The sequence below is a fragment of the Streptomyces armeniacus genome (assembly GCF_003355155.1).
Taxonomy (GTDB): Bacteria; Actinomycetota; Actinomycetes; order Streptomycetales; family Streptomycetaceae; genus Streptomyces; species Streptomyces armeniacus.
Genome location: NZ_CP031320.1, coordinates 6,731,832 through 6,758,125 on the forward strand (window position 1 = coordinate 6,731,832; position 26,294 = coordinate 6,758,125).

11 protein-coding genes and 2 pseudogenes are annotated in these 26,294 nt (G+C 71.9%); 9 read left to right on the forward strand and 4 right to left on the reverse strand.

The annotated features are described in order from the left end of the window. Positions 1-44: 44 nt before the first annotated feature. The 3 genes from DVA86_RS29400 to DVA86_RS29410 all read left to right on the forward strand — a co-directional run bounded on the left by DVA86_RS29400 (position 45) and on the right by DVA86_RS29410 (position 4,517). Positions 45-626, forward strand: a complete 582-nt coding sequence (locus DVA86_RS29400; protein WP_208882865.1) for a GNAT family N-acetyltransferase — start codon at positions 45-47, stop codon at positions 624-626. A 44-nt stretch (positions 627-670) separates the two neighbouring features. Next, on the forward strand, positions 671-3,868 hold the full coding sequence (locus tag DVA86_RS29405) for an NACHT domain-containing protein (RefSeq protein ID WP_208882867.1): 3,198 nt from the start codon (positions 671-673) through the stop codon (positions 3,866-3,868). A gap of 64 nt (positions 3,869-3,932) precedes the next feature. Then, entirely contained in the window at positions 3,933-4,517 is a 585-nt protein-coding gene (locus DVA86_RS29410; RefSeq protein ID WP_208882868.1) for a TetR/AcrR family transcriptional regulator, read from the forward strand. Positions 4,518-4,806: 289 nt separating this feature from the next. Here the strand turns inward: DVA86_RS29410 and DVA86_RS29415 are convergent. After that, positions 4,807-14,238, reverse strand: a pseudogene (locus DVA86_RS29415) (type I polyketide synthase); the annotation flags it as partial. Positions 14,239-14,337: 99 nt separating this feature from the next. Between DVA86_RS29415 and DVA86_RS29420 the strand changes: the two are divergent. The 3 genes from DVA86_RS29420 to DVA86_RS29430 all read left to right on the forward strand — a co-directional run bounded on the left by DVA86_RS29420 (position 14,338) and on the right by DVA86_RS29430 (position 18,835). Next, a complete protein-coding gene (locus tag DVA86_RS29420) occupies positions 14,338-15,597 on the forward strand; it encodes a cytochrome P450 (RefSeq protein ID WP_245997328.1) in 1,260 nt (419 codons plus the stop codon). 154 nt (positions 15,598-15,751) lie between these two features. Further along, the gene (locus DVA86_RS29425; protein WP_208882870.1) at positions 15,752-16,960 is read left to right on the forward strand and encodes a cytochrome P450; all 1,209 of its coding nucleotides are present in this window, start codon (positions 15,752-15,754) and stop codon (positions 16,958-16,960) included. 666 nt (positions 16,961-17,626) lie between these two features. Then, entirely contained in the window at positions 17,627-18,835 is a 1,209-nt protein-coding gene (locus DVA86_RS29430; RefSeq protein ID WP_208882872.1) for a cytochrome P450, read from the forward strand. A 120-nt stretch (positions 18,836-18,955) separates the two neighbouring features. Here DVA86_RS29430 and DVA86_RS29435 read toward each other — a convergent pair whose 3' ends face one another. Further along, positions 18,956-19,777 (reverse strand): TetR/AcrR family transcriptional regulator, encoded by an 822-nt coding sequence (locus tag DVA86_RS29435; protein WP_208882874.1) that lies wholly within the window; start codon positions 19,775-19,777, stop codon positions 18,956-18,958. 280 nt (positions 19,778-20,057) lie between these two features. Between DVA86_RS29435 and DVA86_RS29440 the strand changes: the two are divergent. Together DVA86_RS29440 and DVA86_RS29445 are read left to right on the forward strand one after the other, a co-directional pair. Beyond that, positions 20,058-22,300 (forward strand): annotated as a pseudogene (locus tag DVA86_RS29440) (MMPL family transporter). Between the two features lie 200 nt (positions 22,301-22,500). Beyond that, positions 22,501-23,457 carry a tetratricopeptide repeat protein gene (locus DVA86_RS29445; protein WP_208882876.1) on the forward strand — a complete coding sequence of 319 codons (957 nt, stop codon included), beginning with the start codon at positions 22,501-22,503 and terminating at the stop codon, positions 23,455-23,457. Between the two features lie 61 nt (positions 23,458-23,518). Here DVA86_RS29445 and DVA86_RS29450 read toward each other — a convergent pair whose 3' ends face one another. Together DVA86_RS29450 and DVA86_RS29455 are read right to left on the reverse strand one after the other, a co-directional pair. Then, positions 23,519-24,493, reverse strand: coding sequence for a pentapeptide repeat-containing protein (locus DVA86_RS29450; protein WP_245997330.1), 975 nt, complete (start codon positions 24,491-24,493; stop codon positions 23,519-23,521). Between the two features lie 433 nt (positions 24,494-24,926). Next, a complete protein-coding gene (locus DVA86_RS29455) occupies positions 24,927-25,412 on the reverse strand; it encodes an HAD domain-containing protein (protein WP_222623382.1) in 486 nt (161 codons plus the stop codon). A 125-nt stretch (positions 25,413-25,537) separates the two neighbouring features. On the opposite strand from DVA86_RS29455, the gene DVA86_RS29460 reads away from it, so the two are divergent. Then, the gene (locus DVA86_RS29460; protein ID WP_208882880.1) at positions 25,538-26,281 is read left to right on the forward strand and encodes a bleomycin resistance protein; all 744 of its coding nucleotides are present in this window, start codon (positions 25,538-25,540) and stop codon (positions 26,279-26,281) included. Positions 26,282-26,294: the final 13 nt, after the last annotated feature.

The following is a 26,294-nucleotide window of genomic DNA, read 5'->3' on the forward strand; positions in this document are numbered from 1 at the left end:
AAACCCGGTGGCACCCCTCCCCCAGCCCGGCCGATGATCGAGGCATGCCGCCGTTCCTCAGCACGCCCCGCCTCCGGCTCCGCCCGTTCACCGAGGCCGACTTGGACCGGCTCGTCGCGCTCGACAACGACCCCGGCGTCATGCGCTACCTCAACGGTGGCAAGCCCGTCCCCCGGACCGCGATCCGCGACCGCACCCTCCCCCGCGTACTGCACGACTACCCCTGCCTCGCCGGCCGCGGCGACCGCGGGTACTGGGCGGCCGAGGAGCGGGAGACGGGGGCGTTCGTCGGCTGGTTCGAGTTCCGGCCGCTTGCCGAGGACAGCTGCGCCGAGGTGGAACTCGGCTACCGCCTCCACCGGTCCGCCTGGGGCCGCGGCTACGCCACCGAAGGCGCCCGCGCCCTGCTCCGCAAGGGCTTCACCGAGCTCGGCGTCCAGCGCGTCACGGCGGACACCATGAAGGTCAACACCCCCTCCCGCAACGTCATGGAGAAGGCCGGGCTGACCTGCCGGCGCACCTTCTTCCAGTCCTGGCCGGAGGCCATCGAGGGTTCCGAGCACGGCGAGGTCGAGTACGCCCTGACGAGGGAGGAGTGGCTGCAGGCAGAGCAGCGACGCCCGTAAGCTCGACCGCGCACCAGCGACACGTCAACGTCCATGGGGGGCATGTGGAACCGGGAGCGGCAGCCGGCCTACGGCTCGCGTCGAGCGTCGTCACACCGCTGCTGAAGAAGCTGTTCGTGCAGCCGGACCCGGGCGCCGACCTGGTGCGGGAGCCCGTACGGGTCTCCGCCCTCGTGTCGTTCAAGGGCGAGCAGCGCACCCTCGGCAAGCGGCAGTTGCAGAAGCTGACGGCGGAGCTGGTGCGGCGTGCCGTACGCGATGCCGACCCGTACGAGCGCCCCGTCGGCGAAGACGAGGAGCAGGCCGTCGCCCTCGCCCTGGCCCGAACGCTGCTGGTCCTCGGCGATGTGGGGATGGAGGACGTACAGGCCGTACGGCTCGGGCACCGCGAGTTCGCACGGCTGCTGCGCGACGGCGATCCGCGGGCGGCGCGGGACCTGTCGGGGGACGCGGAGCAGCTGTACGTCTCCCTGCTGGACACCGCCTGCCTGCACATCCTGCACTTCTTCACGCAGCGCTCCGCTTTCGTCGCCCGCTCCCTGGTCGAGCAGAGCCGCCAACTGGCGGAGAACGTACGGAAGCTGGACGTGCTCATCGAACGCGTACCGGCGCAGTCCGCCGCGGACGCCCGTTTCGAGCGGCGGTACGCCGACTTCGTCGTCCGCAAGCACGGCACGCTCACCATCCACGGCCTGGACCTCCAGCAGTGCCGCGAATGGCCGCTGGACGCCGCGTACCTGACCCTGGAGGCCACGGAGTCCCGGCCACGCCAGAGGGACGACCCGTCCCAGGCGGGCGTACAGCTCACCACCGCCCAGCCCGCCGACCGCGCCCTGGCCGGCCGCGACCGCGTGCTGCTGCGCGGGGTGGCGGGCTCGGGCAAGACGACGCTCGTGCAGTGGCTCGCGGTGACCACCGCGCGACAGGACACGGCTCGGCAGGACACGGCTCGGCAAGACACGCCGCCGGGCATGACGCACCTGCTGGGCCGGGTCCCGTTCGTGCTGCCGCTGCGTACGCTCACCCGCGGCGGCGCGGAGCTGCCCGTCCCGGACCGGTTCCTGGCCGCCACCAGCTGCCTGGTGGCCGGTTCGCAGCCGCCCGGCTGGGCGGACCGGGTGCTGGACGCGGGGCGCGGGCTGCTGCTCGTCGACGGCATCGACGAGGTGCCCGAGGAGGAGCGCGAACGTACGCGCCGCTGGCTGCGTGACCTCGTCACCGCGTTCCCAGGCAACCTGTGGCTGGTCACCTCCCGCCCCTCCGCCGTACGGGAGGACTGGCTCGACGCGGACGGCTTCACCGAACTGTCCCTCGCCCCGATGCACCGCCCCGACGTCGCCGCGTTCGTCCACCGCTGGCACCGTGCCGCCGGCGCCGACCCGGCGCTTGGCGAGGCCCTGCTGACGTCCGTACGCGGCAAGCAGGATCTCGGCCGGCTCGCCACCAACCCCCTGATGTGCGGCCTGATCTGTGCCCTCCACCGCGAGCGCCGCGGCTTCCTGCCGCGCGGCCGCAAGGCGCTCTACGACGCGGCGCTGAGCATGCTCCTGGAACGGCGCGACCGCGAACGGGACATGCACCGGCCAGGCGGCATCGACCTGGACGAGGAGTCGCAGACGGAGCTGCTGCAGAAGCTGGCGTACTGGCTGATCCGCAACGGCCGCGCCGAGATGGACCAGTCCGACGCCGTCGAACTGCTGGCCCGCGTACTGCCGTCCATGCCCCAGGTCAGCGCGCAGGGTTCGGTGGAGGAGATCTTCCGCCACCTGCTCGTACGGTCGGGCCTGCTCCGCGAACCCGCCCCGAACGGCGTGGACTTCATCCACCGCACCTTCCAGGACTACCTGGGCGCGCGGGAGGCCGTCGAGGAACGCGACTTCGACCTGCTGATCCGGCACGCGCACCTGGACCAGTGGGAGGACGTCCTGCGGATGGCCGTCGCCCACGCCCGGCCGGACGAGCGGGCGCGACTGCTGCGGGGTGTGCTGGCGCGCGGCGACACGGAGTACCACTCGCGGCGGCTCCACTTGCTCGCCATGGCGTGTCTGGAGCACGCCACGAAGCTTGCCCCGGAGGTGCGAGAGGAGGTGGAGCGCCGGGCGGCGGCCCTGATCCCGCCGCGCAGCACGGAGGAGGCGAAGGCGCTGGCGGAGGCCGGGCCGGTGGTGCTGGAGCTGCTGCCGGGGCCGGAGGGCTTGGAGGATGACGAGGCCGTGGCTGTCGTGCAGACCGCCTGCTTGATCGGCACGGACGCGGCACTGCCCACCGTGGTCCGCTTCCTGGACCACCCGGACGCGGGCGTGCGGCGTGAACTCGGAGCCTACTGGGGCCATTTCGACACCGAGACGTACGCGCACGAGGTGATCCGGCACCTGGCGGAGGACCCCGAGGTGGTAGTGGCGTTGAGCACGGACGAGGAGCTGGCGGCGGTCGAGTCGCTGGGCAACCTCAGCAGTGTGATGCTGGGAGGCGCGTTCACCCCGGAACAGATGTGCGCGGCCCTCTCGCCGGACCATCTGGTCAGATTGCGCCTCGTTGAGAACCCCGGCATCAGCGACTTGGCCTTCCTCCAGGCGTTCCCGCGGCTGGCCGACCTGGAGCTGTGGTCCTGCGGCCAGGTTCGCGACCTCGCGCCGCTGGCGCAGCTCCCGCTGCGCCGGTTCTGGGCATTCGGGCTCAAGGAGCTGGCACCGGACGCTCTGGGCGCCTGCACCCACCTGGAGACAATCGCCCTTGACGAGGTGCGCACCTGGCCCGGCCTGTCGTCCGTGCTTCCCCCCTCGGCGCCGCTGAACGAGCTTCTGCTGCCCGCGGAGACGGACGGCCTGGTGGGCATCGATGCATATCCGGCACTGCGCTTCCTGCAACTGCAAGCCGTACGGGGTGAACTGAGGGCCGCCGACTGGGCCGCGGTCGCGAATCACCCTGGCATCTCGGCCCTCAGCCTGCGCCCCGACCAGATCTCCGGCGCTGCCGGAGCTGGCGCCAGGCTTCCGCACGTTGGCCTGGTCTTCCTGCACGCGGAGGACGATCCCCTCAAACTGGCGGACCTCCCGCGCCTGTTCCCCAACCTGGAGTCGCTGACCGTACGCGACTGCCAGCACGTCGGCCTCTCGGCGCTCGCCGAGCTGCCCCAGCTCAGCGAAGTCGAGTGCATCAGGCCCGGACTCGTACGCGGCGCGGACGCGCTGCCGCCGTCGGTCACCGTCACGATCACGCCCCGACCCCGCGGCGAGCAGTGAGCACCAGTCGACACCCTGAGGGCTTTCTTGACCGACCGTTCCAGACTCGGCTAGCGTGCACCCCATGCCCCGCACCAAGGAATTCGACCCCGACGCCGCACTCCAGGCCGCGCTCCAGCTGTTCTGGCAGCGCGGCTACGAGGCAACGTCGATGAGCGATCTCGTCGAACACCTCGGCATCGGCCGCGCCAGCATCTACGCCACCTTCGGGAACAAGCACGATCTGTACCTGAAGGCGCTCGACCGGTACGGCGAGCAGCAGGACCCGCGGATCGTGCGGGAGCTGTCCCGGTCCGGACCGGCGCTGCCCGCCGTACGGGAGCTGGTGCGGCGGTTCGCCGACGAGGCCTGCACGGCAGAACGGCGCGCCCGCGGCTGCTTCGTCACCAACACCGCCGCCGAACTGGCCGCGCACGACCGCGAGGCGGCCCGCCGCGTCGAGGCCAGCTGGGCGCATCTGGAGACGCTGCTGCACTCGGCGCTCACCCGGGCCGAGGCACAGGGCGAGCTGCCGGAAGGGCGCGATCCGCGGGCGCTGGCGCGGATGCTGGTCGTCCTGATGCAGGGGATGCGGGTCGTCGGGAAGGCGTCGCCGGACCCGGCGCGCGTACGGGACGCGGCCGAGCAGGCGCTCGCGGTCCTGGACTGAGCGGGGCACGCACGGCCGAAGCAGACGGCATACGCACACGCACACGCACGCCTCCATACTGGAACGTACGGTCTATATACCGGGAGCGCCATGCCCACCACCCTCCCCGCCCAGGGGGATGACGGGCCAACTGCACGGCAGCCATGCCCACACCACCGGCAGCCGCATGCACCAGCACCGACTCCTCCCGACGCACACCACCCAGATCCACCAGCGCGTAATACGCCGTCAGGAACACGATGGGCACCGAGGCGGCCTGCGCGAACGACCACCCTTCGGGGATGCGTACGACAGTGCGCGCGTCCGCGACAGCCGTCGGCCCGAACGCGCCCGGGAACATGCCCAGTACGCGGTCGCCGACCGCCACGTCCGTGACATCCGTACCGGTCTCGGTGATGACGCCCGCACCCTCAAGGCCGAAGTCGCTGGCATCACCGGGGTACATGCCGAGGGCGTTCAGCACGTCGCGGAAGTTGACACCCGCGGCGCGTACGGCGATCCGTACCTCGCCCGGAGCGAGCGCCCGTGTACCCCGGTCGCTGGGGAGCAGGGCGAGGCTGTCGAGGGTGCCCTTCTCGGGGATGTCGAGCAGCCAGCCGTCGGCACCGGCCGGCGGGCGCAGCGTGTCGTCCGGTTCGACGCGGGCGACACGCGGGGCGTGCAGGGCGCCCGTACGGAGGGCGAGTTGGGGCTCACCGGCCGCGAGCGCCGCCGGGAGCTGCCGGTGTGAGGCGTCCTGGTCGTCGGTGTCGAGCAGCAGGAAGCGGTCCGGGTGCTCGGACTGCGCGGAGCGCAGCAGCCCCCAGACGGCGGCGTGCGCCGGGTCGTGCCCGAGGGTGTGCGGCGCGTCCACCGCGTTCCGGGTGAGGAACGCGAGCCGTACGGTGGCGAGCCGTTCGTCGGCCAGCCAGTCCTGGAGCAGCGCCAGGGCGTGCGCCGTAGCCGTACGGGGGTCGCCGCCCGTCACGGGAGCGAGCACGGTGCCGGGCAGGCTGCCGTCGCCGTCGGCGGCGAGGAGCGACGCCAGGTCGGGGTGTGCGGTGCAGGGCACCCCGGCCTCGCGGAGGGTGTCCGCCAGGGAGGTGTCCGTACCGGTGGCGGGACTCGTACGGCTGTCGCCGAGGACGGCGAACTCCGCGCTGCCGCCCGCCGCTTCGCCCGTGACGAGCGGCCAGTCCAGCCGGTACAGCGGGTCGGTGGCGGCGGCCCGCGCCGTACGGGCGGCCTCGATCTGGTCCGGGGAGGTCTCCCGCAGGACGAGTTCGTCGACGGTGGCGACCGGGCCGCCCGCGCTGTCGACGACGGCGAGCGACACGGAGTCGGGACCGGTGGTCTCGAGCCGTACGCGCACGGCGCCCGCGCCGGACGCGTGCAGCCGTACTCCGCGCCAGGCGAACGGCAGCCGCCCGCCCGCGCCGTCCTCCAGCGGCAGGAACGACGTGGCGTGCAGCGCGGCGTCGAGCAGCGCGGGGTGCAGCCCGAACTGCCCCGCGTCGGCGTGCGCGTCGTCGGGCAGCGCCACTTCGGCGTGTACGCGGGCGGGCTCGGCCGGGTCCTGCCAGGCGGCGCGGAGGCCCTGGAAGTGCGGGCCGTACGCGAAACCGGCGTCCTGGAGGCGTTCGTACACGCCGTCCACGGGCAGTTCGGCGGCACCCTCGGGTGGCCATTCCGCGGTCGCCGCGGACGGGCCGGGCTCCGCGTGCGCGGAGGTGCCGAGCAGCCCTGTGGCGTGCAGGGTCCAAGGAGCGTCCGGTGTGGCGGTGTCGCGGGCGTGGATGCTGACGGGGCGTTCGCCGTCGCCGGTGCCGGTCTCGGCGCCGACCCACACCTGCACGCTGACCTGTCCGCTGTCGCTGAGCAGCAGCGGGGCGAGCAGCGTCAGTTCGGTGACGCGGTCGCAGCCGGCGCGGTCGCCCGCGCGTACGGCCAGCTCCAGGAAGCCGGTGCCGGGGAACACGACGGTGTCGCCCAGCGCGTGGTCGGCCAGCCAGGGCTGGTCCCGTACGGAGAGCCGCCCCGCGAACAGGTGGCCGTCGGCGTCGGCGACGTCCACCGCGGCGCCGAGCAGCGGGTGCCCGGCGGCCTCCAGTCCGGCGGCGCCGAGGTCGCCGACGGCGGCGCGGCGCGTCGGCCAGTACCGCTGCCGCTGGAAGGGGTAGGTGGGGAGCGGTGCCGGGAGGGGCGCGTCACCGGACGCGGTGTCGGAGTCGGAGTCGGAGTCCGCCGCGGCCTCGCTTGTGGTCTCGTGCGCACCGTCGGGAGCCGTCAGCGCCGTCCAGTCGATGTCGGCGCCGTCCACGTACGCGCGCGCGAAGCCCTGCAGCACGGCGGCGTGTTCGGCGGCGCGCCCCCGTACGAGGGCCACGACGGTGGTGTCCGTGCTGTCCGCGTCGGCACCCGTAGGGGCGCTGTCCGCCGGGACGCTGCACTCCTCCGCCATGGCGCTGAGGGTGCCGTCGGGGCCGACCTCCACCAGCCGTGCCGCGCCCTGTGCCCGCAGTTCGCGCACACCGTCCGCGAACCGTACGGCCTGCCGCACGTGCCGCACCCAGTAGTCGGGCGAGCAGAGCTCGCCGGCGGTGGCGAGGGCGCCGGTCAGGTTGGACACGACGGCGGTGCGCGGCTCGCGGTAGTCGAGGCTTTCGGCCACCGTACGGAACGCGTCGAGCATGCCGTCCATGCGCGGCGAGTGGAACGCGTGGCTGACCGTCAGCCGCTTCGTGCGGCGGCCCTGCTCGGCCAGGCGCGCGGCCACGTCCAGCGCCGCGTCCTCGTCGCCGGAAAGCACCACGGAACGGGGGCCGTTGACGGCCGCGACGCACACCTCGTGCTCGCGGCCCGCCAGCAGCGGCAGCACCTCGTCCTCGGCTGCCTGGACGGCGACCATGGCGCCTCCCCCGGGCAGCGCGTCCATCAGCCGGCCGCGCGCGGCGACCAGCCGGCAGGCGTCGGCGAGCGACCAGACGCCGGCCACGTGGGCGGCGGCCAGCTCGCCGATGGAGTGCCCCAGAAGGAGGTCGGCGCGCAGCCCGGCGGATTCGGCGAGCGCGTGCAGGGCGACCTCGTACGCGAACAGCGCGGGCTGCGTGTACGCCGTGCGGTGCAGCAGCGGATCGTCGTCCGCGAACATCACCTCGCGCAGGGGCCGTTCCAGCTCCGCGTCGAAGTGGGCGCACACCTCGTCCAGACGGGCGGCGAAGACGGGGAACGCCTCGTAGAGGGCACGTCCCATGCCGGCGCGCTGCGCGCCCTGCCCGGTGAACAGGAACGCGGTGCGCGCCGCGCGCGCGGTGCCCGTCACCGGGGGCTGTGCGGCGCCCTCGGCCGGCGCCGTGTCAGTGTCCGCCAAGGCGGCCACGGCGGCCAGCAGTTCGTCACGTGTCTCGCCGAAGACGACAGCCCGCTCGTCGAACGCCGTACGGGTGCGTGCGAGCGCGTGGCCGAGCGCCTGTACGGACAGTTCACCGTGCGCGGTGGCGTGCGCGTGCAGCCGCGCCGCCTGTGCGCGCAGCGCCTCGGGGCCGCGTGCGGTCAGCGGCCAGACGGCGAGCCCGGCGGCGTCCGTACGCGGCTCCGCATCGGCCTCCGTACGGTGCTGTTCCGGGCCCTGTTCCAGCACCACGTGTGCGTTGGTGCCGCTGAACCCGAACGACGACACAGCGGCGCGGCGCGGCCGTCCGGCGTCCGGCCAGTCGGCGTTGTCGGTGAGCAGCCGTACGCCGCCCGCCGACCAGTCCACGTGTGTGGACGGTTCGGAGACGTGCAGGGTGCGCGGGAGGACGCCGGTGCGCAGGGCGAGGACCATCTTGATGATTCCGGCGACACCGGCGGCGGCCTGCGTGTGGCCGATGTTGGACTTCACCGAGCCGAGCCACAGGGGCCGTTCGGCGTCCCGCTCGCGCCCGTACGTGGCCAGGAGCGCCTGCGCCTCGATCGGGTCCCCGAGGGTGGTGCCGGTGCCGTGCGCCTCCACCGCGTCCACGTCGCCGGGCGCGAGCCCCGCGTCGTTGAGCGCCGCGCGGATCACGCGCTGCTGGGACGGACCGTTGGGCGCCGTCAGACCGTTCGACGCGCCGTCCTGGTTGATCGCGGAACCGCGTACGACGGCCAGCACGGGGTGCCCGTTGGCGCGCGCGTCCGACAGCCGCTCCACGAGCAGCATGCCGACGCCCTCGCCCCAGCCCGTACCGTCCGCGTCGTCCGAGAACGCGCGGCACCGTCCGTCCGCCGCCAGCCCGCGCTGCCGGCTGAACTCCAGGAAGGCGGCCGGGGTCGTCATCACCGTCACGCCACCCGCCAGCGCCGCGTCGCACTCCCCGGACTGGAGCGCCCGTACGGCGGAGTGCAGGGCGACCAGCGACGAGGAGCACGCCGTGTCGACGGTCACCGCCGGGCCCTCCAGGCCCAGCGTGTACGCGATGCGGCCGGAGACGACGCTGGCGGCGTTGCCCGTGCCGAGGTAGCCGTCGCTGTCCTCGGCGGCCTCGCGCAGGACGGTGGTGTAGTCCTGCCCGTTGGTGCCCGCGTAGACGCCCGTACGGCTGCCGCGCAGCGTGCGCGGGTCGATGCCCGCCCGTTCGACGGCCTCCCAGGACGTCTCCAGCAGCAGCCGCTGCTGCGGGTCCATCGCCAGGGCCTCGCGCGGCGAGATCCCGAAGAACGGCGCGTCGAAGTCGGCGACGCCGCGCAGGAAGCCGCCGCTGCGGGTGTAGCTGGTGCCCTCGTGGTCGGGGTCCGGGTCGTACAGCGCCTCGGTGTCCCAGCCGCGGTCCTCGGGGAAGTCCGTGATGCCGTCGCGGCCCGCCGCCAGGAACTCCCAGAAGGCTTCCGGGGTGTCGACGCCGCCGGGGAAGCGGCAGCTCATGCCGACGATGGCGACCGGCTCGTCCGCTGTCGCCTGCCGCTGCGTGCCGCCTGCGGCGGACTGCGGTGCGGCGCCGAGGAGTTCGTCCATCAGGTGGCGGGCGACGGCGGCCGGAGTGGGGTGGTCGAAGATCAGGGTGGAGGCGAGCTGCAGCCCGGTGCGGCGCCCGAGGGCGTTGCGCAATTCGAGCGCCGTAAGGGAGTCGAAGCCGAGCTCCGTGAAGGCGCGTTCGGCGTCCACACGGGACGCGGACGAGTGGCCCAGTACGGTGGCGACCTCCGCGCGCAGCATGCCGAGCAGCGTCGGGAAACGCTCCCCCTCGGGCAGCCCGGCGAGTGTCGCCGCCAGCTTCCCGCTGCCGGTGTCGGAGGAGTCCGCCTTGGCGGCGCGGCGGGCGGCGGGACGGCCCGCCAGCTCGCGGAGCAGCGCGGGCGGCTCGGTCTCGGCCGCGCGGGCACGCAGCACGCCCAGGTCCATCCGTACGGGCAGCACCGTCGAACGGTCGGTGCCGAGCGCCCGCTCGAACAGCTCCAGGGCGTCATCCGTCGGGAGGCTGCCGATACCGGTGCGCTGCATGCGCTGCCGGTCCGACGCGGCCAGCCCGGCCGTCATGTCGCTGCTCTCCGCCCACATGCCCCAGCCGAGTGCGAGCCCGTGCAGCCCGGCGGCGCGGCGGCGGTGCGCGACCGCCTCCAGGTAGGCGTTGGCGGCGGCGTAGTTGCCCTGGCCGGGACCGCCGAACGTGCCGGCGGCAGAGGAGAAGAGGACGAACGCCGACAGATCCAGGCCCAGTTCGCGCGTCAGCTCGTCCAGGTGCGCGGCGGCGTCCACCTTGGGACGCAGCACCGTACGAATCCGCTCCGGCGTGAGCGCCGACACGACACCGTCGTCCAGCACGCCGGCAGCGTGCACGACGGCGCCCAGCGGCCGGTCCGCCGGGATCTCGGCGAGCAGCGCGGCCAGTGCGCCGCGGTCGGCGGCGTCGCAGGCCGCGACGGTCACCTCGGCCCCGGCGTCGGCCAGTTCGGCCCGCAGCGCGTCCATGCCGGGCGCCTCCGGGCCGCGCCGGCTGATGAGCAGCAGGCGCCGCGCGCCGCAGGCGGCGACGAGATGGCGGGCGACGGCGGTGCCGACAGCACCGGACGCGCCGGTGACGAGCACCGTACGGTCGGCGTCGAAGGCAGCGGCGGAACGCTGTCCGGCGGGCGGCGTGTGCCGGACGAGGCGGGGGGCGATCGTACGGCCGCCTGCGCGCAGGGCGACCTGGGGCTCACCGGAGAGGGCGGCCCGTACGGCGGCGTCTGTGTCCGCGTCGCGCTGTGTGCCGCTCTCCGCGTCGACGAGCACGATGCGGCCGGGGTTCTCCGACTGCGCGGAGCGCAGCAGCCCGCACACGGCAGCCGCCGCCGGGTCACTCAGCTCGTCGTCACCGGAGGTGGCAACGGCACCGGAGGTGAGCAGCACCAGTCGGCCACCGGAGAGCGATTCGTCCGCGAGCCACTGCTGTACGAGGGCCAGCGCGTCGTTGACGGCGGCGTGTACGGCCTCGGGGGACGCCGCGTCGGCACCACCGTCCGTGGCGGCGGGCGGCCACGGCAGGACGACGACCTCTGGCGGCGCCTCGCCCTGCGCGACGGCGCCGCTCAGGGCGGCGAGGTCGGCGTGCGTACGGCCGAGTACGGCGACGGAGGCGGCACCCGCTGCGGGCACCTCGACCTCGTGCCAGTCGACGGCGTACAGCGCGCTGTCCGGTCCGGCGGCCTCCGCGCGCGCGGGGCCGTCGAGCCAATAGCGCTCGCGCTGGAACGCGTACGTGGGCAGGTCCACGCGGGGCGCCTGCGGCAGGAGGGAAGTCCAGTCCGGCGACAGGCCGTTGACGTGGAGGCGGCTGACACCCGTCAGCAGCGCCTGCGCCTCGGGGCGGTCCTTCCGGAGCAGCGGCACGAGGGCCGCCTCGGCCGGGACGGACGCCTGCGCCATCGCGGTCAGCGTGCCGTCCGGGCCGATCTCCACAAACCGCTGCACGCCGCGCTCCGCCAGCGTGGTCACGCCGTCGGCGAAGCGCACCGCCTCCCGCACATGCCGCACCCAATAATCCGGCGAGCACAACTCTTCCGCAGAGGCCAGCCCACCCGTCAGATTCGACACCACAGCAGCGGAAGGAACCCCATAGGACACCGAATCCGCCACCCGACGGAACTCCGCCAGCATCGGCTCCATCAGCGGGGAGTGGAAGGCGTGGCTGACAGAGAGACGACTCGTACGGCGACCCTCCGAACGGAAGTGCCCCGCGATCTCCTCCACCGCGTCCTCGGCACCGGAAACCACCGTCGAAGAGGGCCCGTTCAGAGCGGCAATCGACACCCGGTCGGCACGGCCCTCCAACAGCGGCAGCACCTCACCCTCGGACGCCTCCACAGCCACCATTCCGCCACCGGACGGAAGCGCCTGCATCAACCGCCCACGCGCAGCAACCAAACGACACGCATCCGCAAGCGACCACACACCCGCCACATACGCCGCCGCCAACTCACCAATGGAATGACCCACCAGGAAGTCCGGACGCACACCCCAGGATTCGACCAGCCGGAAAAGAGCCACCTCGAACGCGAACAACGCAGGCTGCGTAAACCCGGTCTCACTCAGCGCCGCAGTGTCATCCCCGAAAACAACATCCCGCAGCGGCCGCTCAAGCTCCCCATCAAAGTGCGCACACACCTCATCGAAGGCCTCCGCAAACACCGGGAACGCCTCATACAGCTCACGCCCCATCCCCAACCGCTGCGCACCCTGACCCGCAAAAACAAACGCCGTACGCCCACCCCGACGCACCGCACCCGTCACCACACCCGCCGCCGACTCGTCCGCCGCCAAGGCACGGAGGCCATCGAGGAGTTCGTCGCGGTCGGCGCCCACGACCACCGCACGGTGGTCGAACGTCGAGCGCGTCGTGAGCAGCGAGCGGGCGACGGCGTTGAGGTCGGCGTCGGGGTGCCGGCCGGCGTACGCGAAGAGTCGTTCCGCCTGCCCGCGCAGCGCCTCCGGGGTGCGGGCGGACAGCGCCCACGGCACGGCGGGCAGCGACGCCGCAGACGCTGCACCCTCCGGCGCCTCAACGGCCCTCTCGCCGCTCTCGTCGCCCTTGCCCGCGTCCTTGCCCTTGCCCGCGTCCTCGTCCGCCTCCGCGTCCGGCGCCTGCTCCACGATCGCGTGCGCGTTCGTCCCGCTGACGCCGAACGCCGACACGGCCGCGCGGCGCGGCCGTCCCGCGTCGGGCCATTCGCGGGCCTCGGTGAGCAGCACTACGTGGCCCTCGGACCAGTCGACGGCGGACGCCGGGGCGTCCACGTGCAGCGTGCGCGGCAGTACGCCGTGCCGGATGGCCTGCACCATCTTGATGACGCCGCCCACGCCTGCCGCGGCCTGCGTGTGCCCGACGTTGGACTTGAACGAGCCGAGCCAGAGCGGCCGTTCGGCGTCCCGCTCCTGCCCGTACGTCGCGAGGAGCGCCTGTGCCTCGATCGGGTCGCCCAGCGTCGTGCCGGTGCCGTGCGCCTCCACCGCGTCCACGTCGCCCGGCTGGAGTCCGCCACTGGCGAGCGCCGCGCGGATGACGCGCTGCTGCGAGGGGCCGTTGGGCGCGGTGAGGCCGCTGCTGGCGCCGTCCTGGTTGACGGCGGAGCCGCGGAGGACGGCGAGTACGTCGTGCCCGTTGGCCTGGGCGTCCGACAGCCGCTCCAGCAGCAGGATGCCGACGCCCTCGCCCCAGCCGGTGCCGTCGGCGGCGTCGGCGAACGACTTGCAGCGGCCGTCGGCGGAGAGCCCGCGCTGCCTGCTGAACTCCATGAACGTCACGGGTGTCGACATGACGGCGACGCCGCCCGCCAGCGCCAGGTCGCACTCGCCGCCGCGCAGCGCCTGGGCCGCGAGGTGCAGCGAGACGAGCGACGACGAGCAGGCCGTGTCGACGGTGACGGCCGGGCCTTCCAGCCCGAACGTGTACGAGATGCGGCCGGTGGCGATGCTGGCGGCGCTGCCGTTCGCGATGAACCCGTCGAGCCCTTCGGGGGGTTCGGGGAAGCGGGAGCCGTAGTCGTTGTACATGACGCCCATGAAGGCGCCCGTGTTGCTGCCCTTGAGGTCGGCGGGGCGCAGTCCGGCCCGTTCGAAGACCTCCCAGGCGGTCTCCAGCAGCAGCCGCTGCTGCGGGTCGGTGGCCAGCGCCTCGCGCGGGGACATGCCGAAGAAGTCCGCGTCGAAGTCGGCGGCGTCGTGCAGGAAGCCGCCCTCGCGGGTGTAGACGGTGCCGGGGGTGTCGGGGTCCGGGTCGTAGAGGGTGTCGACGCCCCAGCCGCGGTCGTCGGGGAACCGGGTGACGCCGTCCGTACCGCTCTCGACGAGCTGCCACAGCTCCTCGGGCGAGCTGACGCCGCCGGGGTAGCGGCAGCTCATGGCGACAATGGCGATGGGCTCGGACGCCTTCGCTTCGAACTCGCGGAGCCGGGTGCGAGTGTGGTGCAGATCCGTGGTCACCCGCTTCAGGTAGTCACGGAGCTTGTCCTCGCTCACTTGTCCTCGCTCACTGTCGCTTGACTGTCCTCGTTCGGCGTACGGGCCGAAGTGGCGTACGGGCCGAAGTACGGACGGTGTACGGATCGTCAGCGGCGGTCCCCCGGTGGCGGCCAGCGCACGCCACCCCGGTCCAGGCCACCCGGTCCCGAGCGAGCACGCGGTCCCACCGATGCGCGGTCCCACCGATGCCACGCCGATTATGCGCGGGCGCGGCCGTACCCCCGGAGGGCCGCTCACCTGCTCTAAGAGAACCCCTAGGGTTGCCCGGACGCGTGCCGGAGGCACGGATGAGTGACCGAATCCCTAGAATTCACGGCCCACACTGGCCCGCCCTCGCGGCTTCGTGCTCGGCTTGGACGCCGAACGATCACGGGAGGAAAGCCAGTGGTAGTGCAGCAGGACCAGCACCAGGACCCGCCAGCCGCACGGGAGCCGGGGCAGGGGCCGGGGCCGGCCGCCGTCCCTGGCCCGGAGGTCCCCAAGGCGCCGACGGTGGAGCCGGACGGCGGCGCCACGCTGCTCGGCTGGCTCGCCCGCATGCGCCGGGAGGCCCCGGTGTGGCACGCGCCCAACGGGCACGTGCACCTCTTCCGGCACGAGGACATCATGCGAGTCGTGACCGACCCGGCGGTGTTCTCCTCCGACCTGGTGAGCAAGGGCTCCGGCGGTAAGCAGAAGCCGTCCGGCGGCCAGCTGCTCATGCTCGACCCGCCGGACCACGGCAAGCTGCGGCGCCTGGTCAGCAAGGCGTTCACGGCGAAGATGGTCGCTGCGCTGGAGCCGCGAATAACCGAGATCACCGAGGAACTGCTGGACGCGGTGGCCGGCGCCGACTCGTTCGAGATGAACGACGCGCTCGCCAACCCGCTGCCCGTCACGGTGATCTCCATGATGCTCGGCGTCCCGGGCTCCGACCGGGACCAGTTCCAGCAGTGGGCGAACAACCTGCTCGCCGTCGACCCCGAGGACCCCGAGAGCGTCGCCGGGCTGAGCAGCACGGCGGAGGCGCTCGGCGCGTACCTCCAGGGCTTCGTGGACGCGCGCCGCGCCGAGCCGCAGGACGACCTGATCAGCCAGCTCTGCGCGGCGGAGGTGGACGGGGAGCAGCTGAACGACATGGAGGTCATCAACTTCTCCGCGCTGCTGCTCCTCGCGGGCCACATCACCACGTCCGTGCTGCTCGGCAACCTGCTGATGTGCCTGGACGAGCGCCCGGAGCTGTTCAAGGAGCTGCGGGAGGACCGCAAGCTGATCACCCCGTGCATCGAGGAGACCCTCCGTATGCGCTCCCCGTTCACGAAGGTCGAACGGGTCGCCATGCGCGACGTGGAGATCTCCGGCGTGCAGGTCGCGTCGGGCTCCCAGCTCCACCTGTGGCTGCTGTCGGCGAACCGGGACGACGAGGTCTTCGACGACCCCGACACGTACGACCCGGACCGCCACAACGCCAAGCAGGTCGCCTTCGGGCACGGCATCCACTACTGCATCGGCGCACCGATCGCGCGGCTCGAGGCCCGCATTGTGCTGGACCTCCTGCTCGACCGGTACACCGACGTCCGCGTGGACCGCAGCGAACCCGTGTCGTTCCACGGCAGCAACATCTTCGGCGCCCGCCGTCTGCCACTGAAGGTGAGCCGGGCGTAGCAAACCGGGAGCAGTTGATTCCGGGAGCAGTGACCCGGGAGCAGTGATTCCGGGCGTCGAAATCTGGGCCTGCCGCCACCGTGCGCGCAGGCCGCCACCCCCCTGTCAGTTTCGCGAGATGTGAGTTTCATGAGATGAGAGAGGAATAGCCGCCATGGTGGAAGCACCGGTGGTACCCAGCAAGCGGACCTGTCCGTTCGATCCGGCCGAGGAGTACGGCAGGCTCCGCGAGGAAGAGCCGATAAGCCCGATACGGTTCAAGATAGCCCCGCAGGACCCCGACGGCTGGCTCGTCACCCGGCACGAATACGTCCGCCAGATCCTCGCCGACGACCGCTTCAGCCACCGGAACGAGCTGTGCGCGCACCTCATTTCGCCGCCGTTTCCCATCGAGAAGTACGAGCCGCAGCCGTCCCCGCCGGGCTACTTCTCGCGGATGGACAACCCGGAACACTCGAAGTACCGGAAGCTGCTGGCCAGTTACTTCACCGTGCGCAAGATCCGCGAGTACGAGCCGACGCTGGTGAAGCTGTTCGACGAGGTCCTGGACGAGATGGAGACCAAGGACCGGCCGCTCGACCTCATCAGTGAGTTCTGCGAGATCATCCCGGCCCGTTCGGTGTGCTCCATGATGGGCGTGCCGCCGGACATGGTCGCGGACATGGCCACCCACTTCGCCGCGCTCTTCTCCCTCCAGTACACGCTGGAGGAGTTCCTCCACCACTCGGGCGAGGTCCAGAAGCTCCTCGTGCAGCTCGTGGAGCAGCGCGTCGAGCAGCCGTCGGACGACATCTTCAGCCACCTCATGGCCACGGGCGAGGTGACGGTCGACGAGCTCGCCAAGGTCGCCGAGATCATCATCGGCGGCGCGCTGGACACCACGCCGAACATGCTGGGCCTGTCCACGTTCGCCCTACTGGAACACCCGGAGCAGCTGGAGAAGTTCCGCGCGAACTCCGAGAACGTCGAGGGCCCCGTCGAGGAGCTGCTGCGCTATCTGACGGTCTCGCAGTTCGGCGCCAGCCGCGCGGCCCTGGAAGACGTCGAGATCGGCGGCATCACCATCAAGAAGGGCCAGACAGTGGTCCTTTCGCTGCCTGCCGCCAACCGCGACCCCGACTTCTTCACGGACGCCGACGAACTCGACGTCACCCGCTCCGCGCGCCAGCACGTGGCGTTCGGCTTCGGCATCCACCAGTGCCTCGGCCAGCACCTCGCGCGCGCCACCCTCCGCATCGGCCTGTCGAAGCTCTTCGACCGCTTCCCGACCCTGCGACTCGCGGTCGACCCGTCCGAAGTCCCCCTGCGGGAACGGGCGGCGCACTACGGCGTGGACGAGCTCCTGGTCACCTGGGGCGACTGAGCCACGGCCGCAAGGCGGCGAAGCCGCCGGACACGACGGGATGCGGGCAGCGGGCGCGGCGGCGCCCGCTGCCCGCATCCGTGTTTCCGAGGGGTGAAGGGCCACGGGCGGTACGGCAGTTCACCCTGCCGTACCGCCGGGGTGCCTGTCCGGGGGCGGGATGAGTGACTGAATCCCTAGAATTCACGGCCCACACTGGCCCGCCCTCGCGGCTTCGTGCTCGGCTTGGAGGGTGAACGATCAGCTGGAGGAACGACCAGTGGCAGTGCAGCAGGACCAGGACCCGCCGGCCGTACGGGAGCAGGGGCAGGCGCAGGGGCAGTCCGGCATCGCTGGCGCCGCCGGGACTCGGGGGCCGGCCCGGCGGGCACACGCACTTCTTCCGGCACGAAGACACTAGGCCCGAGCCTCCACGACGCCAGGAAGTGGCCTTCGGATACGGCATCCGCCACCGGCGTCGGCGCGCCGCCCGCGGCGGGAGGCCCCTCAGTGCTCGATCTGCTGCTCGACCGCTACTCCGACTTCCGCGTGCACGGCAGCGAACGGCCGTCGTCCACGCCGGCAACATCTTCGGCCCCCCGCCGTCTGCCGCTGACGGTGAGCCGGGCCTAGTGCCCCCCGCCAGTTTCGCGAGATGTGGAACTCATGAGAAAGGAATCACCCCCCATGGTGGAAGCACCGGTGGTCCCGAGCAAGCGGACCTGTCCGTTCGACCCGGCCGAGGAGTACGGCAGGCTCCGTGAGGAAGAGCCCATCAGCCCGATCCGGTTCAAGATCGCGCCACAGGACCCGAACGGCTGGCTCGTCACCCGGCACGACTACGTACGCCAGATCCTCGCCGACAACCGTTTCAGCCACCGCAACGAGCTCTGCGCGCACCTCATCGAGCCGCCGTTCCCGATCGAGAAGTACGAGCCGGAGCCGTCCGCGCCGGGCTCCTTCGTACGGATGGACAAGCCGGAGCACACCAAGTACCGGACGCTGCTGGCCGGCCACTTCACCGTGCGCAAGATCCGCGAGTACGAGCCGACGCTCGCCAAGCTGATCGACGAGGTGCTGGACGAGCTGGAGACCAAGGACCGGCCGCTCGACCTCATCAGTGAGTTCGCCGAGGTCATCCCGGCCCGTTCGGTGTGCTCCATGATGGGCGTGCCGCCGGACATGGTCGCGAACATGTCCACGCACTTCGCCGCGATCTTCGCCCTCCAGTACACGATGGAGGAGTTCGTCTACCACATGGAGGAGGTCCAGAAGCTCCTCGTGCAGCTGGTGGAGCAGCGCATCGAGCAGCCGTCGGACGACATCTTCAGCCACCTCGTGGCCACGGGCGAGCTGACGGTCGACGAGATCGCCAACATGGCGTGGATCATCATCGGCGGCGCGCTGGACACGACCCCGAACATGATGGGCCTGTCCACGTTCGCCCTGCTCGAACACCCGGAGCAGCTGGAGAAGTTCCGCGCGAACCCGGAGATCGTCGAGGGTTCCGTCGAGGAGCTGCTGCGCTATCTGACGGTATCGCAGTTCGGCGCCAGCCGGGCGGCCCTCGAAGACGTCGAGATCGGCGGCATCACCATCAAGAAGGGCCAGACGGTGGTGCTTTCGCTGCCGGCGGCCAACCGCGACCCCGACTTCTTCACGGACGCCGACGAACTCGACGTCACCCGCTCCGCGCGGAAGCACGTGGCGTTCGGCTTCGGCATCCACCAGTGCCTGGGCCAGCACCTCGCACGGGCCACCCTCCGCATCGGCCTGTCCAAGCTCTTCGACCGCTTCCCGACGCTACGACTCGCGGTCGACCCGTCCGAAGTACCCCTGCGGGAACGGGCGATGCACTACGGCGCGGACAAGCTCCTCGTCACCTGGGACGACTGACCCGAGACGGACCGGCGCCGAATACGACGGGATGCGGGCAGCGGGCGCGGCGGCGCCCGCTGCCCGCATCCGTGTTCCCACGGCCCCGCACGCCCCCTGCGGGGGCCTCCCCGGCGGGGGTCAGTCCGGCGGCGTGGCGGTGTCGGCTTCCGGGGCCGGGGCGGGGATACGGGCGCGGATGCCCTCGTACATGTCGAGCATCACCGTACGGAACACCTCGGCCTGATGCTCGCCGAGGAACGCCGTGTGGCCGAATACCTCCAGCACGACGAGCCCGTGCATCTGCCCCCACGCGCTCAGCAGGAGCGCCGTCGCGGGCGGCGGCAGATCTCGCAGCGCGTCCCGCGGCAGGGACTCCAGATGCGCCCGGAATGACGGCGACAGTCCACGGATGTCTGCCGAGGCCAGTTGCGCCGTGGTGAAGTCGCCGAACAGCTCCCGCTCGAAGATCGCGCTCATCCGGCGGTTGGCCTGTGTGGTCGGGCCGTCCACGGGTGCCTGGTAGTCCCGCAGCGGCGTGCCGTAGAGGAGTTGGAACCGTTCGGGATGGGTGATGCCCCAGCGGCGGTAGCCCTCCGTTGCGACGACCAGCCGGGGCACGGCGGTGCCGTACGGAGGCTCACCGTACGGAGGCGCGTCGCCCGAAGTCGCACCGTACGGAGCCGCGTCCACGGCCGCCTGTACGGCGTCGGCCAGGTCGTCGTACGTCTTCGTGACGAGCGCCGTGACCAGGTCGTTCCGGCTCGGGAAGTAGTGGTAGAGCGCCTGCACGGTCATGCCGAGGCTGCGGGCGACCGCGCGCAGCGACAGCGCGGCCGGCCCGTGTTCGGTGATGTGGCTTTCGGCGGCGCTCAGAATCTCCTGCGTGGCCACGGCCCGGCGCCGCTGCCGCAGCGTGGGTATGGCCGTCGGGGACTCCGTCGCGGATTCCGGTGGGGGCATGTGGCGACCGTACGACGGCCGCGCCCGTACGGCACCGGAAGTGTGCACACTGTGAGGAAAATCTAACACTGCCAAATCCTCTTGCTCCCCGCTAGCGTCGGCGGCGGCGACAGGGAGTGCGATACCGCGCTCCCGGCCCCGCAGGGCGGTCCGGACCGCCCTGAGCGGTCCGTCCGCGTCGTCTCTTCCCGGCGTCAGCAAGGGCGCACGTTTCCCTGCCCCTCCATGTCATCCCGACTGCTGCACGCTCTTTCACCGCAGGAACGCAAAGGAGAAGTGCGTGTTTGAGCGCATAGCCGAACTGGCCATTCGCCGGTCCCGGCTGGTACTCGTGGTCGCCGTCCTGGCGCTGGCCCTGATGGGTGCCGTCGGGGCCGGCGCGTTCGGCAAGCTGGTCGACGGCGGCTACGCCGACCCCGCCGCCGACTCCACCAGGGCCGCGGAGGCCATCGACGACAAGTTCGGCGGCGAGACGAACCTGGTGCTGCTCGTACGCGCCCCCGGAGGCCGCGCCGACACCCCCGAGGCGAAGGAGGCGGGCCGGGCCCTGGTGACCGATCTCAAGCAGGAGGAGCACCTGGAGAACGTGTACTCGTACTGGGACACGGGCAGCCCCGAACTCCGCTCGAAGGACGGCCGCGACGCCATGGTGCTCGCCCATGTGAAGGGCGGCGAGTCCGGGCAGGGCAAGAACGTCAAGGGCATCATCGACGACTTCACCGGCTCGTACGAGGGCGGGCTCGACGTCAGGGCCGGCGGCGGCACCGCCGTCATCAACGACCTGTCGGCGCAGACGCCCAAGGACCTTGTCCTGGCCGAGACGATCGCCGTCCCCCTGACGCTCGTGCTGCTCCTGTTCGTCTTCGGCAGCGTCGTCGCGGCCCTGCTGCCGCTGGTCATCGGCGTCTTCGCGATCGCGGGCACCTTCGCCGAACTCGCCCTCCTCGGCGGCGCCACCGACGTCTCCATCTTCGCGACCAACCTGACCACCGCCCTGGGCCTCGGGCTGGGCATCGACTACGCCCTGCTGATGGTCAGCCGCTTCCGGGAGCAGCTCGCGGCAGGGGCGGACGTACCCGACGCCGTACGGCACACGGTGCGCACCGCGGGCCGTACGGTGGCGTTCTCCGCCGCCACGGTGGCCGTCGCGCTGGCCTCCCTCCTGGTGTTCCCGCAGTTCTTCCTCCGCTCGTTCGCGTACGCGGGAGTCGGCGTCGTCGCCATCGCCGCCGTTGCCACCCTGTTCGTGATGCCCGCTCTGCTCGCCGTCCTGGGGCACCGGGTCAACAGCGGGCGGCTGCCGTGGGTGAAGCCGGGACGGCGCCCCGCCGGCCGCGCGCCCTTCTGGGGGCGGCTGGCCGCCACCGTCATGCGGCGGCCCGCGCTCACGGCCCTGCCGGTGCTCGCCGTACTGCTGCTGGCCGCGAGCCCGCTCCTGGGCATCGGCTTCACCACTGCCGACGAAAAGGTCCTGCCCGAGGACGCCGAGAGCCGCCAGGTCTCCGCGGCGCTGCAGAAGAACTTCGACGGCAACGACGACGCGGCCGTCCACGTCGTCCTCGACGGGGCCGTCGGCGAAGGCGAGTTGACCCCGTACGCGGACAAGCTGTCCCGGCTCCAGGGCGTCCTCCGCGTCGAGTCGTCCACGGGAACGCACGCCGACGGCGTGTCCGAGCCCGCCGGCCCGGCGAGCGCCGCCCTCGGCCGCCCCGACGCTCAGCGGATCAACGTGGTGACCTCGCTGACGCCGAAGTCGGCGGAGGCCGAGAGCCTCGTCAAGGACGTACGGGCGTCCGAACCGCCCGCCGGATCGCACGTCCTGGTCGGCGGCACCGACGCCGAACTGGTCGACTCCAAGGAAGCCATCAGCGGCAGCCTCCCGGCCGCCGCGGCCTGGATCGCGATCAGCACCTTCCTCCTCTGTTCCTGTTCACCGGCAGCGTCGTGCATCCTCTGCGCGCCCTGCTCCTCAACGGGATCAGCCTGGGCGCGGCCCTCGGCGTCATGACGTGGATGTTCCAGGACGGCCACCTCGCCGGCCTGTTCGGCTTCACGCCGCGTCCGATGGACACCTCGATGACCGTGCTGATGTTCTGCATCGCGTTCGGCCTCTCGATGGACTACGAGGTGTTCGTCACCAGCCGGATCAAGGAACTCCACGACCAGGGCGAGGACACGGAGCCCGCCGTGGTCAACGGCCTCGGGCACACGGGACGCGTCGTCAGCGCCGCCGCCTGCCTGCTGGCGGTGAGCTTCTTCGCCTTCGGCGCGGCCGAGATCAGCTTCATGAAGATGTTCGGCCTGGGCACCGGGCTGGCCATCCTCATCGACGCGGTCGCCGTACGCGGCGTCCTCCTGCCCGCCGCGATGCGCCTGCTGGGCCGCTCCGCCTGGTACGCGCCGCCGTTCCTGCGCCGGTTCCACGGGCGGTTCGGCCTCAGCGAGGGCGGACCGGCGGCCCCGCCCGCGCAGCCGGCGTCCGCGGCCGGACCGCCACACGACAGGGACGCGGCGGGCGTCTGACGCGTCTGCCCCGGAACGCCTCCGTACGGTGCCCGCTTCCGCCACCGTACGGAGGCGGGCGCGCGCCCCTGGGTGGTGCGTGTGCCCGCCTCCGTACGATGCTCAGCGCCGGGCGACCGGCTCCTGCGGCTCGGCCGCCGGGTGGCCGCCGACCACCCCGGACCAGGCCGCACTCGGGCGGCGCGGTAGGTTGCGGCGGCATGACCGACGACAGCGCCGGCGTGCTCCTCGTCCGCGCGAGCCGCGCGCTCCAGGACTGCGAATTCCGGCTCAGGTGCATCGGCGGGGAGGACGGGTGCCTCGAACCCCTGGCGGAGGCCCGCCGCCACTGCGACGAGGCCGAGCGCCGGAGCGCCCCCGACGACGCCGAGACCGCCGCGACCCTCGCCGTCCTGCGCGCCGCGGCGGCGACTTTCGCGCTGTGGCACTGCGTGGACGCCGAAGCGTGCTGCGACTTCGATGACGACGACGGCACCCTCCTCAACGGCATGTGCGAGGAAGACGCGGAAGGCGTCAGCCGCCCCCTCGCGGAACAGGCCGTCGAGGCCGCACGGGCAGCCCTGCACGTCGACCCCGGCGACGCCCTCGTGCCCCTGTACCTCGGGCACGCCCTCACCTGGTCCGGCGACCGCGAAGGCGCCGTCCACGCGTACGAGGAGGCGCTGCGCCGGGACCCGTGGGACAGCTGCGCACGCGCCGCCCTGATGCACCTGGACGCGCTGCCCGACGGCGAACGGACGCTGCCCGACGGCGAGTCCTGGGACGAGGCGAGGTTCACGAAGCCCCGCCCTGAGCTGAGCCACGGGCGGCACGGGTTCGTCCTGCTGCGCCTCTGCTCGTGGGTCGACAACAACAACCCGGACAGCGGCTACTTCCTGTTCGACTCCTTCGCCGCCGCGCGGGCCTTCGCCGACGAGGCCCTGACCGGCGACAACTTCGATTTCGAGGACGGCGACGACGAGGAGGAGGGCGCCTTCCTGTACGTGCACCGGCCCGGCCAGCCGGTCGCCGAATACGACCTCGGCAGCCGCGTACGGATCGGCTCGGACGGCGAACCGGACCGCATCGACTGGCCGGAGGTCCCGGACCCCGTACCGCTGGAGTCCCCGCTCCCGCCAGGACGCCCCCTCCGCATCGGCGGCCGTACGTGCTTCTGACACCAGCTGCCGCAGGCGGGACCGCAGCCGTCCAAGTGCGTACGGGACTCTCCCATCGCGCCTACTCGTCGTACGTGCATTCCTCGATGCGTTCCTGTACGCGGAAGTCGTCGGCGATCTCCTCGGGCAGCACGGTCTCCCGGTCGAGGTGTGCCCGTACGACCTGCGCGACGGTCAGCCCTTGGACGCCGACGAGACTCGCCCCCCGTAGGTCCGCTCCCGTCAGGTCGGCCCCGGTCAGGTTGACTTCCTGAAGTATCGAGTGCTCGAAATCCGCGTACGTCAGGTCCGCGTGTGTGAAGTCAACTCCCGTGAGATCGGCCCGTTCGAAGTCCACGCCGTTGAGCCTGCCCACCTGCATCTTGGCGCGGCCGAGCAGGGCGAGCCGCAGATCGATGCGGGGCTCCCCGTCGCGGTGAGGTCTGCGGCAGAGGACGGTGAGGGCGGCCTGGATGTCCTCGGGCGAACGCGACCTCTGCTCTCTTTCGCTGAGCACCACCAGTTGCGGATCCCTGCCCTCGACGGACTGGTTGCGGAGAAACGCGGCGAGCACCTCCACCACCGTGGCGTGGTCCTTCGCGCTGTCGCGCATGATGCGTTCGAGGCTGTAGATGCCGCCGAGCCGTTGGTGCGTGTCGTCGGAGCCGAGCAGTTTCATGGCCTCGACATAGCGCCCGGTGACCTGTTCCTCCCTGCTGAGCTCGAAGAGCTTCTCGGTCTGCCGGTGGCTCTTGTGCGTGTAGTACAGGCTGAGTCCGGCGACGACCCCTGCGCCCAAGGCGACGAGGGTCGTACGGAAGCTGGTGATGACGACACCGTCCGCCGGCTCCAGTTCCCGCTCCCGCAGGTGCCCGCCGTCGAACCACCAGGGCCCTCGCCACAGGAGGAGCCCGTACGCGACAGCCGCGAGGCCGGCACCCGCCATGAGCAGCGCTCGCTTCATCTCCGCCTTCATGCGAAGCATGATGTCCGCCCGCGCCACCGACTTCGAGCGGCCGTTCGCCTGATGGAAGGAGTCTTCGCCGACATCACTCACGCCGAGCGTCTGACAGGGCTCACCGTCCACCACCGGGATCTCGCGAACGGGCTTCACTGCGTTCCGCGTCGATGACGGCCAAGTCCTCCGCGAGCCACGGGGCGCGAACGGCGACGCCGCCCGCGTACGGGCACACGGCAGGCACCCGTGCACCAACGCGCCCGTTCCCGAGCCGACTTCGACCACCGCGACCAGCACACTTCCCCTCGGGCTTCGCCCTGGGGAGACCCCACTGTGGGCGTACTCCTTGCACACGGCGCACTCCCCCGCCGCCGCCAGCAACTCCCCCGCGCTCACGGCACACCCTCCGCCAGCGCCCCGTACAGCGCCGCCGCACCGGCCAACGCCCGCTCCCGGCACGGGCGTTACGCGGCGCGGCGGCGCCCGGGCGTCACTGGCGCTTGAGCTTGCTGCAGCTCGCCGCGGGGGAGCCTCAAGTGGCCCGCAGCCATCGGTCGAGGACTGCGAAGTCCTCGTTGGTGAGGCCGTGGGACGACGCGATGTGGTGAAGGAAGGCCGGGGCGGGGTGGTGGGTGGACACCCAGTTTCGATCTGCGTCGGTGATCTCGTCGTCGACCCAGATAAACGGGCGTCCATCCGCCCATGCCGCCAGGGTTCGGGTCTTCCAGTGGAGCCCGTACCACTGGTCCTCGCGTTCGTGCGCGTCGGAGGTCGCCGGCCAGCGCACGACCGGCAGGGGCGGCAGGCCGAGCCGAGGTGCTATGTCGGTGTTCGCCTCCTCCTCCCAGGTGGTGGCCCAGACCAGCTCGCACGGCAGTGCCGCGAGGCAAGGCCCGATTCGGGGGTCGAGCCGCATCAGGTGCGAATCCGCCGCGGTGCTCGACGGTTCGCGTTGCGGGCCATCGCCGAACGGCAGGAGAGGTCCGTCGACGTCCAGGAACAGCAGCGGACGTTTCACACCCGGGAAGGTACGCCCTCCACGGTCCGAGAGGCAGCCCTTCCGGGGCCGATCCACAGGTATTGAGCGGTGCCCCGCCGCCCGCGAGGGCTGCACACTATTCAATTTTGACTAGACTGCCCGGCATGACCTCCACCCAGACCATTCCCCTGCTGCCCTGCCACCAGATCCAGCCCGTGGTCGACTTCTACACCGCGCTCGGCTTCGAGACGACCTTCCTCCAGAAGAGCCCGTACGCGTACGCCGTCGTCGAACGCGGCCCCGTCCAGCTGCAGTTCTTCGCCATGAAGGGCTACGACCCCGCGCAGTCGTACTCCGGCTGCTACGTCCTCACCGACGGCGTGGACGCCCTCTTCGCCGACTTCCGGCGGGGGCTCAAGGCCGCGTACGGGCGGATACCCAGTCGGGGGCTGCCGCGGATCGGGCCGGTCAAGGACATGTCGTACGGGGTGCGGCAGTTTCTGATGACCGATCCCGGTGGGAACAGCATCCGGGTCGGGCAGCCGATCAGTGAGGATCAGCGCATGCGGCCCGTGCCCAAGGAGAAGTTCGCGCGGGCGCTGCACATGGCGGATCTGTTCGTGGACTCCAAGGAGGATCTGCCGGGGGCCGCGAAGATCATCGACCGGGTGCTGGGGCTGACCGGCGAACGGCCCACGCCCGCGCAGCTCCTGCGGCTGCTCGTGCTCCGCGGGGACCTCGCGCAGCGGCTCGGGGAGGACGCCGAGGCCGAGCGGTTGCTGGCGCGGGCCGAGGACGTCGGGCGTACGGAGCTCAGCGACCGCGAGCGGGACGCGGACGACGTACGCGATGCCCTCGCGCGCCTCGCCGAGCTGCGGCCCGGCGGCGCCCCGGATGAGACCCCCTAGGCGCGGGTCCCGG

Excerpts from the sequence above, each read along its gene's own strand:
- DVA86_RS29400 (WP_208882865.1), top strand. The coding sequence starts at position 45 with ATGCCGCCGTTCCTCAGCACGCCCCGCCTCCGGCTCCGCCCGTTCACC.
- DVA86_RS29410 (WP_208882868.1), top strand. The coding sequence starts at position 3,933 with ATGCCCCGCACCAAGGAATTCGACCCCGACGCCGCACTCCAGGCCGCG.
- DVA86_RS29425 (WP_208882870.1), top strand. The coding sequence starts at position 15,752 with ATGGTGGAAGCACCGGTGGTACCCAGCAAGCGGACCTGTCCGTTCGAT.
- DVA86_RS29430 (WP_208882872.1), top strand. The coding sequence starts at position 17,627 with ATGGTGGAAGCACCGGTGGTCCCGAGCAAGCGGACCTGTCCGTTCGAC.
- DVA86_RS29435 (WP_208882874.1), bottom strand. The coding sequence starts at position 19,777 with ATGCCCCCACCGGAATCCGCGACGGAGTCCCCGACGGCCATACCCACG.
- DVA86_RS29445 (WP_208882876.1), top strand. The coding sequence starts at position 22,501 with ATGACCGACGACAGCGCCGGCGTGCTCCTCGTCCGCGCGAGCCGCGCG.
- DVA86_RS29460 (WP_208882880.1), top strand. The coding sequence starts at position 25,538 with ATGACCTCCACCCAGACCATTCCCCTGCTGCCCTGCCACCAGATCCAG.